Genomic DNA, 12,361 nt, shown 5'->3' with positions numbered 1-12,361 from the left:
CAATCCCCCCGCTTTACATGCGCCATGCACCCATGTACCATTGAGCTAGTACAAAAGAACTTCTTCCATCAGGAGCACGCATGTCTACGGACACCATCCAGAAGCTAGCCCGCCCTTCCGTCCTCGGCGGCGCGATGATCATTGCCGGAACCGCCGTTGGCGCCGGCATGTTTTCCATTCCGATCGTCACTTCCGGTGTCTGGTTCAGCGGCTCCGTCGCGCTGCTGGTGTATACCTGGGCCTGCATGTTGCTTTCCGGCCTGATGATCCTCGAAGCCACGCTGCACTACCCGAGCGGCGCCAGCTTCAACACCATGGTCAAGGATCTGCTGGGTAAGGGCTGGAACGCCGTGAACGGCCTGTCGGTGGCGTTCGTACTCTACATCCTGACCTACGCCTATATCTCCGCCGGCGGCTCGATTATCGCGCATACGCTGGAGGGCATCGTCGGCGTCGGCCAGACCACCGCCGGCCTGGTCTTCGCACTGGTCGTGGCGTTTATCGTCTGGCTCTCCACCCGCGCGGTCGACCGCCTGAGCACCATTCTGATCGGCGGCATGGTGATCACCTTCGTGATGTCCGTGGGCGACATGTTCACCCACGTGCAGCCCGCGGTGCTGTTCAACACCGGCGATGACCAGGCCAGCTATCTGCCTTACGCCCTGGCGGCGTTGCCTTACCTGCTGACCTCGTTCGGCTACCACGGCAACATTCCCGGGCTGGTGAAGTACTACCACAAGGACAGCAGCTCCGTGGTGCGCAGCCTGGTGTACGGCACCCTGCTGGCATTGGCTATCTACATCCTGTGGCAGTATGTGATTCAGGGCAATATCACGCGCGATGCCTTTAAGCAGGTGATCGCCGAAGGCGGCAATATCGGCAGCCTGCTCAAGCAAATGGGCAACGTCTCCAGCAGCCAGACCGTCAGCCAACTGCTGAACGCCTTCTCCTATATGGCGCTGGCCAGCTCGTTCCTCGGCGTGTCGCTGGGCCTGTTCGACTACCTGGCGGACTTCTGCAAGTTCAAGGACGACGCCGTCGGGCGCAGCAAGACCGCGCTGGTGACCTTTGTGCCGCCGACCCTGGCCGCGCTGCTGTTCCCGAACGGTTTTCTGTACGCCATCGGCTTTGCCGGGCTGGCGGCCACCATCTGGGCGGTGATCGTGCCGGCGCTGATGGCGCGCGCCAGCCGCCGCCGCTATCCGCAGGCGGGTTACCGCGCACCGGGCGGTAACGGCGTGATCCTGTTCGTCATCCTGTTCGGCTTGATCAACGCCGCCGCGCATATTCTGTCGCTTTTCGGCCTGCTGCCGGTCTTCCACTAATCCCCGACGGGAGGGCGGCCGCCCTCCCTTTCCCGCACTGTTTTTGCGCCGGGCTATTGCCTGAAATCGGTGGCGCGAGTACCTTGTCGCAACTTCTCTAATACTCTTCATTGCGGATGAATTGAAATGGCAAGAGCTAACGAAATTAAACGCGGCATGGCGATCAGCTACAACGGCAAGCTGCTGCTGGTAAAAGATATCGACGTGCAGAGCCCGAGCGCCCGCGGCGCCAGCACCCTGTACAAAATGCGCTTCTCCGACGTGCGCACCGGCCTGAAAGTGGAAGAACGCTTCAAGGGCGACGATATCCTGGACACCATTTCCCTGTCGCGCCGCAAGGTGAACTTCTCCTATATCGATGGCGAAGAATACGTGTTTATGGATGACGAAGATTACACGCCGTACATCTTCAAGAAAGACCAGATCGAAGACGAGCTGCTGTTCATTCCGGAAGGCGGCCTGCCGGGCATGCAGGTGCTGACGCTGGATGGCCAGGTGCTGGCGCTGGAGCTGCCCCAGACCGTAGATATGGAAATCGTCGAGACCGCGCCGGGCATCAAAGGCGCTTCCGCCAGCGCCCGCAACAAACCGGCCACCATGGCGACCGGTCTGGTGATCCATGTGCCGGAATACCTCAGCGCCGGCGACAAAATTCGCATTCATATCGCCGAACGCCGCTACATGAGCCGCGCTGACTAGTCGCGCCAGCGGGGCCGAGTCTCGGCCCCGTTTCATTTTCCGCTACGGCAATTCCGGGAAAAAGCGCCGCTTGAGCGCCAGCTCGACGCCGCGCAGCTCCGCCAGCCCTTTCAACCGCCCGATGGCCGAATAGCCCGGATTGGTTTTCTTTTTCAAATCGTCCAGCATCTGATGCCCATGATCGGGGCGCATCGGGATCGGCCGCCGATCGCCGGCCCGTTGCCGACGCAGCTCTTCGGTCAGGATCGCTTCGATCACCGCCACCATGTCCACATCGCCCTGCAGGTGCGCCCCCTCGTGGAAGCTTTTCGGGTTCTCCTCGCGGCAGGTGGCGCGCAGGTGGGTGAAGTGAATGCGATCGCCGAAGGTTTCAATCATCCGCACCAGATCGTTGTCGGCGCGCACGCCGTAGGAACCGGTGCACAGGGTGAAACCGTTATGAATGCTGTCGACGGTCTGCTTCAGCCACTGCATGTCTTCAATCGTGGAGACGATGCGCGGCAGGCCGAGGATCGGCCGCGGCGGATCGTCGGGATGCACCGCCAACCGGATGCCGGCCTCTTCCGCCACCGGCACGATGGCGCGCAGAAAGATCGCCATGTTTTCGCGCAATTGCGCCTTGTCGATGCCGTCGTATTCCGCCAGGCGGCGGCGGAACTGATCCAGCGTATAGCCTTCTTCCGCTCCCGGCAGGCCGGCGATGATATTGCCGGTCAGCGTGGCTTTCTCCTCCTCGCTCATGGCGGCGAAATAGGCTGCCGCCTGACTGCGCTCTTGCGGCGTATAGTCCACCTCGGCGCCGGCGCGCTGCAGGATATGCAACTCGAACGCGGCGAAGGCGATCTGATCGAAACGCAGCGCCTTGGCGCCGTCCGGCAGCAAATAGGCCAGATCGGTACGCGTCCAGTCGAGGATCGGCATGAAGTTGTAGCAGACGGTATCGATGCCGCAGGCCGCCAGGTTGCGCAGCGTCTGCTGGTAATGGGCGATATGCCGCTGCCAGTCGCCGCTGTGGGTTTTGATCTCCTCATGCACCGGCACGCTCTCCACCACCGACCACACCAGCCCCTTTTCCGCCAATAGCGCCTGCCGCGCGCGGATTTCGTCGATCGGCCAGACTTCGCCGTTCGCGATATGATGCAGCGCCGTCACGACTCCGGTCGCCCCGGCCTGACGCACATCATCCAAAGAAACCGGATCGTTCGGGCCATACCAACGCCATGTTTGTTCCATGTTTTGTCCTTATGCCTGTCTCGCACCGCGATGCTGTTATACCAGTTTAATTTAGATGTCAGTTATCTTTAAGGTACTCTTTCGCCCTGCGCTGTCAAAAGTGAACCGCGCATTGGTTGATCCACTTCACGATTTTGGCTTATTTTGGACTGACCAATTCCTTTAACTTGTCGACAGACCTACACTGGTCGCAGTTTTTTATCGCCGGCGCCACCCTGCCCATACGGCGGCAAACTGGTCCGCTAACTGGATGCAAGTGGCCCGCCAGCTGTCCTACACGCTTTGGAGATGAGATGAAAACGATCGCCAACACCCCGCTACCGGGCACCGTCCGGCAACCGAACTATGATCGCCGTGCCCTGCGCAGCCGTATCGTGCACCTGGGTTTCGGCGCTTTCCACCGCGCACATCAAGCGCTGCTGACGGATCGGGTATTGAACGCCCAGGGCGGCGACTGGGGCATTTGCGAAATCAGCCTGTCTGGCGGCGTGCCGCTGTTTGAGGCGCTGCGGCAGCAGGATCATCTGTACAGCGTGCTGGAGAAAGGCGTGGACGGCCATCAGGCCATTGTGATCGGCGCGGTGCATGAAAGCCTGCACCGCAAGCTGGAGGGCATCGCCGCGGTGCTGGAGAAGCTGGCAGAGCCGCAGGTGGCAATCGTCTCGATGACCATCACCGAAAAAGGCTACTGCATCGAGCCCGGCAACGGGCAACTGGATTGGCAGCATCCGGGGATCGTCGCCGATCTGGCGGCGCCGCATCAGCCGCAGACCGTGCCCGGCATTGTGGTAGAGGCGCTGCGGCTGCGGCGCGAACGCGGCCTGCCCGCCTTTTCCCTGCTCTCCTGCGACAATATTCCGGAGAACGGCCACGTGCTGCGCCGGGCGGTGCTCGATCTGGCGCAGGCGCGGGATCCGTCGCTCGCCGATTGGATCGCCGCCGCCGCCACCTTCCCCTGCACCATGGTGGACCGCATCGTGCCGGCCGCCACGCCGACTACGCTGGATGAGATCGCCGCCGCGCTGGGCGGCGTGCGCGACGAATGCGCCATCGCCTGCGAGCCCTTCATTCAATGGGTGGTGGAAGACCACTTCGTCGCCGGACGCCCGACGTGGGAGCTGGCCGGCGCCCAGTTGGTCAGCGATGTGCTGCCGTTTGAACACATGAAGCTGCGCATGCTGAACGGCAGCCACTCGTTCCTGGCTTATCTCGGCTACCTGGGCGGCTACCGCTATATCAACGAGTGCATGGCGGATGAGCACTACCGTCGCGCCGCCCTGCGATTGATGCTGGACGAACAGGCCCCGACGCTGAGCGTCACCGGCATCAGTCTGGCCGACTACGCCGCACAGCTTATCGCGCGCTTCAGCAATCCGGCGCTGCAACACCTCACCTGGCAGATCGCCATGGACGGTTCGCAGAAGCTACCGCAGCGTCTGCTGGACGCCGTGCGCTGGCATCTGCGGCACGGCGGCGACTATAGCGGGCTGGCGCTGGGCGTGGCGGGCTGGATGCGTTACATCGGCGGCGTCGATGACGCCGGACAGCCGATCGACATTCGCGATCCGCTGGCAGACGTGCTGCAACAGACTGTCGCCGCCACGCCGGACGATCGGCGGCGCGTAACGGCGCTGCTGGCGCTCAAACCGGTGTTCGGCGAAGCGCTGGCGACGCATGGGGGGTTTACCGACGCAGTGACGCAAGCCTATTTGTCACTGCGCGATCGCGGTGCGCGTGAAACGGTAAAGCATTGGGTGATGCGGTGAGGAGCCTGCAAGACCGAGAATAACCATGCCGGCGTAACGTTACGCCGGCATGGCGGAACGACTTAACGATAAACGACCGTCATAACAGCAAGTTTCTTCTGTTGGTCTACCCACTTCATTTCGGTTGTGCCAAGATTCAGCGGAAGTTCTTTGCGTGTAGTATCAAAACCTGACAACGCTTGCTGGGCCTGATAATGCTGGCCGTTGCGGTAACATTGCGTATTCGCCTTAGAATCTGCAATCTTGACCGTGCAAGGACTTTCAACGATAGAGCCGACGAAGCGAATTACCCCGCCGGCCACTCCTGCCTGACTCACTGCCGTCCATGAAAACAACATTCCTACGATCAAAAATAACCGAAAGGTATTCATGGCAACCTCATTTTTAGTTAAGCCAATTTAACCATAGAGGATCTTGTTAGGAATAATCGCAAGGAAAGGGACAGGATTTGATCGTTAATCGCGTCATTAACAATGTAAAAACAAGCTACTAACAAAAGTTAACCGTATCTAATACAGGGTTTTATCTAAGAATTTTCTTGCAAAGAAAGGTGGATTTTATCGGTTGAAAAGCGCAGGGTGACATGCAAAATTTGCGAGATAGAGCACAAATTAAATCGCGGTCGTTTCACCGATACGGCTGCGTAACTCATTTATTAAGCAGGTTAATTTTTGCGCCAGGAATGATTAATGACCAAAACCAATTTGATTACCGGTTTCCTCGGCAGCGGTAAAACCACCACTATCCGCCATTTGCTGGCTCATAAACCCGAACATGAACGCTGGGCGGTATTGGTCAATGAATTCGGCGAGATCGGCATCGACGGCGCGCTGCTGGCGGACAGCGGCGCGGTGCTCAAAGAGATCCCCGGCGGTTGCATGTGCTGCGTCAACGGCCTGCCGATGCAGGTGGGCTTGAATATGCTGTTGCAACAGGCCAAACCGGACCGGCTGCTGATCGAGCCGACCGGGCTAGGACACCCGAAGCAAATCCTGTCACTGCTGACCCAGGAGAGCTATGCCGGCTGGATCGATCTGCAGGCCACGCTGTGCCTGCTGGATGCCCGCCAGCTTAGCCAACCCCGCTACCGCGACAACGAAAATTTCCGCGATCAGCTGGCCGCGGCCGACGTTATTCTGGCCAGCAAAAACGACACCTATCAACCGCAAGACAGACTGGCGCTGGAAGCCTGGAGGGCGCAAGATTCGCTGCAGCGGCCCTGCTACGCCATCGCGCAAGGCGAAGCAGATGTCGCGCTGTTGTCACTTCCTCGCACAAATCGTACAGAATTGCCGGACGCGCAGCATCATCATGGTCAGGCGAAAAAGCAGGGGCTGGCGGCGCTGCGGCTGCCGGAACACGCCCGTTGGCGGCGAGCGCTGAACGAAGGGCAAGGCTTCACCAGCTGCGGCTGGATTTTTGACGGCGACACCCGGTTCGATACCGTCGGTTTCATGGAGTGGGTGCGGCTGGCGCCGGTCGAACGAATCAAAGGCGTGGTGCGCATCCCCGAAGGCACATTGCTGATCAATCGCCAGGGGCAGGATCTCAACATCGAAACTCGCCCGCTCGCACCGCTCGACAGCCGAATTGAACTGATCCACAGCGAAAATGCCGATTGGAACGCCCTGCAATCCGCCTTGTTTAAGATTCGTTTAAGTTAAACCCCGTACCGTTGCCCCCCGGTTGTCGCAGGGCAACCGGGTTTTGTTTCGTTTTCATTTTTCCAACAGGTTTATGTCATGACACGCCGCAATTTACCCTTCATTCTCTTCTTCAATTTACTGGGCGTTGCGCTGTTTCTGTCCTGGTTCCTGCCGGCCAATCACGGCGGCTGGTTTACCCTGGATTCGGCGATCTTCTTCTTCTTTAACCGCCATCTGGCCACCGACCCGGCGTTTTTGCACCTGGTCGCCATCACCAACAACCGCGCGTTCGACGCGATCTCGCTGCTCGCCATGGGGCTGCTGTATCTGTACTTTTATCTGAAGCAGGACGCCGCCGGCCGCCGCCGTCTGGTGATCACCGGCGTGGTGATGCTGCTGACCGCCGTGGTGCTGAACCAGCTTGGCCATCTGCTGCCGGTGAAGCATCCGAGCCCCACCCTGACCTTTGACAATATCAATCGCGTCAGCGAACTGACCGGCATCCCCACTAAGGACGCTTCCGGCGACAGCTTCCCCGGCGACCACGGCATGATGCTGATTATTTTTTCCTGCTTTATGCTGCGCTATTTCGGCCGCGGCGCCTTTGCCATCGCCCTGCTGATTACGCTGGTCTTCTCATTGCCACGCGTGATGATTGGCGCCCACTGGTTTACCGATATCGCCGTTGGCTCGCTGTCCGTGGTGCTGGTTGGTGCCAGCTGGGTGCTGATGACGCCTTGCAGCGACTGGATCGTCGATCGGTTGAACCGCCTGTTGCCCGGCAAGCACCGTCCCAGCCAACCATAATATGCATTTATGACTCATACCGGGAGGTGCCCGCCTCCCGGCCTTTCCCCCTTCGCCGAGCGCAAAATGTCGCCACCAGTCGTTAACGCTTTTGCAACCTGATTTCACGCCAGATTCATACATCGGACAATTGGCGTTTTTTATATGAAGATTTACATTATGTTACATCACAAATTCATATAAAAAAGACGGGAAAAAGGCTCGCAATCCCCTATTTGTTCCGGTAATCTCAGATGCGTTTGTGCCTGGTTTAAGTCGAATCAGTATGGAATCCGATAAAAATGTGCGTTCTCGCACGTTTTCAACGGTAACTGGTTGTCGATGCAACAGGTGCGGACTAGGCTCGTTCCGTTTGGCATTTTTCAGGTAGCGACTTTCGTCGTTAAGGACTTCAAGGGAAAACAACAACAATGGTCAAATCTCAACCGTTTCTGAGATATTTTTTGCGGGTAGTCCCTGCAATTGCCGCTGCGGTTATGCTGTCAGCGTGCAGCTCGACTCACACTTCGAACTTGAATAACGCACAAACTGAGATGCGTGCAGTTAATGACAAAGACGGTCTTTTACTGCAAGCCTCTCAGGATGAATTCGAAGCGATGGTCCGCAACGTTGACGTCAAGTCAAAGATTATGGATCAGTACGCGGACTGGAAAGGCGTTCGCTACCGCTTAGGCGGTGACACCAAGCGCGGCATCGATTGCTCGGCGTTTGTACAGCGCACCTTCCGCGAACAGTTCGGTATGGATTTACCGCGTTCTACCTATGAACAGGAAGATCTCGGCAAGAAAATCCAGCGCACCAAGCTGCGCGCCGGCGATTTAGTGCTGTTCCGCGCCGGTTCTACCGGGCGCCATGTCGGCATCTATTTAGGTAACGATCAGTTCGTTCACGCTTCTACCAGCAGTGGCGTCATGATTTCCAAGCTGACCGATAACTATTGGAATAAACGTTATCGAGAAGCACGCCGAGTGTTGACCAACGGCTGACGGCGCAACGCCCTGAAGATCCTGAATACCAAACGAGCGATAAGCGCCGCCTACGGGCGGCGTTTTTTTTGGCTGTCGAATGGGTATCATCAAGATTGATCCCTGCCTTATCGTCACCGTTCCCCACTTAACACTGCCGCACGTCGTTATTTTGATAAACTGTTGGCAGGAAATCGCGCCATCGAGGAAAAACTCGCCTATTATCGTCAGATGACGGCAACGGCGCCCCGGCGTTATTTAAAACGTTTCCGCTTAAAATAGGCGCATTATATTTCTGTCGGCGACGCCGCGTATTTAAACGGCGCCGCCGGTTGGTTCGGGATAAAAAGTCAAAAATGAAAAAAAAGCCGTTGGCACAATCCATTAACTGGCTGTGCGACACCCCTGACGCCCGGTTGCAGAGGACTCGGTTATGGGCTTGAAAAGAGCTTTTGCCCGCAGCGTGTCTCACCGACAGCGCAGCCTGGCTAAAAGCGGTGTCGCTGCCCTGGTATTTTTTACGCTCTTCACTGCGGTCACGCTTTCTTTGATCAACCACCAGCGCACGCAATATCAACACAAGGTCGAAGCGCGTACGCAAAAATTCACGCTGGGTTATATCTCGCACCTGACGGCAGTGATGCAGCAAATGATGCCGCTACTGGACAAGCCTTGCCTCTCCAGCCAGTCGGATATTACCTACCAAGCGGCCTTTACCAGCGGCGTGCGCACCTTCTTGTTGGTAAAAGGCGGCTACGCCTATTGCTCTTCCGCCACCGGTGACATGATGTTGCCGATGAAAAATCTCTACCAGGAAATCGACTGGGATCTGCCTTTGGATCTGAAGCTGCAGCAGGGCACGCCGATCGTACCGAACAAACCGGCGGTTGCGGTTTGGCTGCGGCATCCCGGCGAAAAGGCCACCGGCATCCTCGCTACGCTGGACATCGATCTGATGCCCTACTTACTGTTCACCTCGCATGACGAACAGGCGCCGGGCATCGCCATCGTGATGGGCAACCGCGCCCTGACCACCTTCAGCCCAAACCTGATGCCAGTCGATCAACTGCCGAAAGGCAAGGCGGATACCCTGACGCTGCCCAATCTGCCGCTGACCATCCTGTTCTACAACGAGAAACTGACGCCCAATGACATTCGCCTGACGCTGCTGGGCAGCCTGGTGCTGTCGCTGATGATTGGCGTGCTCTGCTACTATATGCTGCTGTTGCGGCAAAGCCCGGAGCGTGCGCTGCTGCGCGGCATCAAGCGCAACGAGTTCTTTATCGAATACCAGCCGGTGTTCCATACCGACAGCAACAGCATTGGTGGGCTGGAAGCGCTGATCCGCTGGCAGCATCCGCTCGAGGGCCGCATCCCGCCCGATGTCTTTATCCCCTACGCCGAAAGCAACGGGCTGATCGTGCCGCTTACCCGCCATCTGTTCAGGCTGATCGCCGAAGATGCGCCGCAGCTCGCCAAAGCGCTGCCACGGGGAGGCAAAGTCGGTCTCAATATTTCCCCTGCCCACCTTAGCGCGCCGTCGTTCCATCAGGACGTGTATGAACTACTGACGCAGCTGCCGGGCGATTACTTTACGCTGGTGTTTGAAATCACCGAACGCGGCATGGTGGAAGAAGAGAGCGCGCTGGCGGAGTTCGACTGGCTGCACAAACAGGGTATCGAGATCGCGGTGGACGATTTCGGCACCGGGCACAGCGCGTTGATCTATCTTGAGCGCTTCACCATGGATTACCTGAAGATCGATCGCGGCTTCGTCAACACCATCGGCCAGGATACGGTCACCGCGCCGGTGCTGGATGCGGTGATCTCGCTGGCGAAAAAGCTGAAAATGCTGACGGTGGCCGAGGGCGTGGAAACCGCCGAGCAGATGCAGTTCCTGCAAGAACACGGCGTCAACTTCATGCAGGGCTACTACTTCAGCAAGCCGCTGAGCATCGATGATTTCGTCGCTTACTGCAATGCTAATCAGGTCTTTGATTATCAGGAAAAAAATAGTTAATCTTTAGGCAACTTTACCCTGCGCCCACCCGAAGAATGTTATGCTGGGCGCAGGTTGTACCTTATTCCACAGCAGGAGCTTACCGTCCGATGTCCGTGCGCATTTTCGCTGCTCTGGTGCTCTCGGCACTGAGTTTCGGTCTGCAGGCCGAAGCCCTCAACGAAAGCTACGCTTTCGCCCTGCTCGGTGAACCGAAATACGCCACCGACTTCAGCCATTTCGACTACGTCAACCCGGCGGCGCCCAAAGGCGGCGACGTACGGCTGGCGGCCATCGGCACCTACGACAACTTCAACCGTTTCGCTACCCGCGGCGTACCCGGCGAGCGCACGATGGAGCTGTACGATACGCTGTTCACCAACTCCGACGACGAACCCGGCAGCTATTACCCGTTGATTGCCGAATCGGCCCGTTTCCCGGCCGACATGCGCTGGATGGAATTGGATATCAACGCCCGCGCCCGCTTCCAGGACGGCAGCCCGATCACCGCCGCCGACGTGGCCTTTACTTTCAATAAATTCATGACCGAAGGCGTACCGCAGTTTCGCTCCTTTTACAAAGGCGTCACGGTCAAGGCCATTTCCCGGCTGACGGTGCGCATCGAGCTGCCTAAGGCAAATCGCGATCAAATCCTCAGCCTGCTCAGCCTGCGCGTATTGCCGGAAAGCTTCTGGAAAAACCATAAGCTCAACGAACCACTCAGCACCCCGCCGCTCGCCAGCGGCCCGTACAAAATCGGCGATTACCGCCTCGGCCAGTACATCACCTATCAGCGGGTGCGCGACTACTGGGCCGCCAACCTACCGGTGAATCGCGGCCGCTATAACTTCGACAGCATTCGCTACGATTATTACCTGGACGATAAAGTGGCGCTGGAAGCCTTCAAGGCCGGCGGTTATGATTTCCGCATCGAGCCGTCGCCCAAGAGCTGGGCCACCCAGTATCAGGGCGGTAATTTCGCGCGCAACTACATCATCAAACAGGACGAAACCAATCAGGCGGCACAGAATACCCGCTGGCTGGCGTTTAACCTGCAAAAACCGCTGTTCGCCGATCGTCGGGTACGGGAAGCGATCGGCCTGGCTTTCGACTTCAACTGGATGAACAAAGCGCTGTATTACAACGCCTATCAGCGCGCCGACAGCTATTTCCAAAACACCGCCTACGCCGCCCGCGGCTACCCGGACGCCGCTGAACTGGCCTTGCTGGCGCCGCTCAAAGGCCAGATACCGCCAGAGGTGTTTACCAGCATCTACCAACCGCCCTCCTCCGACGGCAGCGGCAACGATCGGCAAAACCTGCTGAAGGCGACCCAACTGCTGAAAGAAGCCGGTTGGGTGGTCAAAAATCAAAAGTTAGTCAACGCGAAAACCGGCCAGCCGTTCACCTTTGAATTGATGCTGCTGAGCGGCAGCAACTTCCAGTACGTGTTGCCGTTTCGCCACAACCTGCAGCGGTTGGGCATCGATATGCAAATCCGCGAGATTGACGCCTCGCAGTACACCCGCCGCATGCGCGAGCGTGATTTCGACATGATGTCGACGGTGTACATGGCGATGCCGTTCCCCAGCGCCGATCTGCAAATCCTGTGGGATTCGCAGTACATCGACTCCAGCTACAACACGGCCGGCGTCAAGGACCCGGCGGTCGACAGCCTGGTCAGGCAAATCGCCGCCCATCAGGGCGACGAAAAAGCCCTGTTGCCGCTCGGCCGCGCGCTGGACCGGGTGCTGACCTGGAACAACTACATGCTGCCGATGTGGTACTCCAACCACGATCGCTATGCCTATTGGGACAAATTCTCCACGCCGTCGATCCGCCCGGCCTATGCGATTGGCTTCGACAACTGGTGGTACGACGTCAACAAGGCGGCGCGCTTACCGGCTCAGCGGCAATAAGG

At 58.2% G+C, this 12,361-nt stretch carries 10 protein-coding genes; 8 read left to right on the top strand and 2 right to left on the bottom strand.

What is annotated here, in order from left to right; genetic code table 11:
* Window positions 1-80: 80 nt before the first annotated feature.
* Window positions 81-1,325 carry a tryptophan permease gene (gene mtr, locus WA302_RS10895; protein WP_261456900.1) on the top strand — a complete coding sequence of 415 codons (1,245 nt, stop codon included), beginning with the start codon at window positions 81-83 and terminating at the stop codon, window positions 1,323-1,325.
* 126 nt (window positions 1,326-1,451) lie between these two features.
* Window positions 1,452-2,024, top strand: coding sequence for an elongation factor P-like protein YeiP (yeiP, locus tag WA302_RS10890; protein ID WP_004935725.1), 573 nt, complete (start codon window positions 1,452-1,454; stop codon window positions 2,022-2,024).
* A gap of 42 nt (window positions 2,025-2,066) precedes the next feature.
* Here yeiP and uxuA read toward each other — a convergent pair whose 3' ends face one another.
* Window positions 2,067-3,257, bottom strand: a complete 1,191-nt coding sequence (gene uxuA / locus WA302_RS10885) for a mannonate dehydratase (RefSeq protein WP_197837188.1) — start codon at window positions 3,255-3,257, stop codon at window positions 2,067-2,069.
* A 293-nt stretch (window positions 3,258-3,550) separates the two neighbouring features.
* On the opposite strand from uxuA, the gene WA302_RS10880 reads away from it, so the two are divergent.
* Window positions 3,551-5,023 (top strand): mannitol dehydrogenase family protein, encoded by a 1,473-nt coding sequence (locus WA302_RS10880; protein WP_164063938.1) that lies wholly within the window; start codon window positions 3,551-3,553, stop codon window positions 5,021-5,023.
* A gap of 62 nt (window positions 5,024-5,085) precedes the next feature.
* On the opposite strand, the gene WA302_RS10875 is transcribed toward WA302_RS10880, so the two are convergent.
* The gene (locus WA302_RS10875; protein WP_004935734.1) at window positions 5,086-5,394 is read right to left on the bottom strand and encodes a type 1 fimbrial protein; all 309 of its coding nucleotides are present in this window, start codon (window positions 5,392-5,394) and stop codon (window positions 5,086-5,088) included.
* Window positions 5,395-5,712: 318 nt separating this feature from the next.
* On the opposite strand from WA302_RS10875, the gene WA302_RS10870 reads away from it, so the two are divergent.
* The 5 genes from WA302_RS10870 (at window position 5,713) to WA302_RS10850 (ending at window position 12,359) form a co-directional block, all read left to right on the top strand.
* On the top strand, window positions 5,713-6,687 hold the full coding sequence (locus WA302_RS10870) for a CobW family GTP-binding protein (protein WP_025303551.1): 975 nt from the start codon (window positions 5,713-5,715) through the stop codon (window positions 6,685-6,687).
* A gap of 78 nt (window positions 6,688-6,765) precedes the next feature.
* Window positions 6,766-7,476 (top strand): phosphatase PAP2 family protein, encoded by a 711-nt coding sequence (locus WA302_RS10865; RefSeq protein ID WP_025303552.1) that lies wholly within the window; start codon window positions 6,766-6,768, stop codon window positions 7,474-7,476.
* A 410-nt stretch (window positions 7,477-7,886) separates the two neighbouring features.
* Window positions 7,887-8,462 (top strand): bifunctional murein DD-endopeptidase/murein LD-carboxypeptidase, encoded by a 576-nt coding sequence (gene mepS / locus WA302_RS10860; RefSeq protein WP_025303553.1) that lies wholly within the window; start codon window positions 7,887-7,889, stop codon window positions 8,460-8,462.
* 412 nt (window positions 8,463-8,874) lie between these two features.
* Complete coding sequence (locus WA302_RS10855) at window positions 8,875-10,461, top strand: cyclic di-GMP phosphodiesterase (RefSeq protein WP_089196094.1); 1,587 nt, start codon at window positions 8,875-8,877, stop codon at window positions 10,459-10,461.
* 89 nt (window positions 10,462-10,550) lie between these two features.
* Entirely contained in the window at window positions 10,551-12,359 is a 1,809-nt protein-coding gene (locus WA302_RS10850) for an extracellular solute-binding protein (RefSeq protein ID WP_261456899.1), read from the top strand.
* Window positions 12,360-12,361: the final 2 nt, after the last annotated feature.

It is taken from the genome of Serratia sp. 201 (genome assembly GCF_037027545.1).
GTDB lineage: Bacteria > Pseudomonadota > Gammaproteobacteria > Enterobacterales > Enterobacteriaceae > Serratia > Serratia bockelmannii.
Note: the sequence above shows the minus strand (reverse complement) of the source record. Positions and strands in the feature narration are given on the sequence as shown.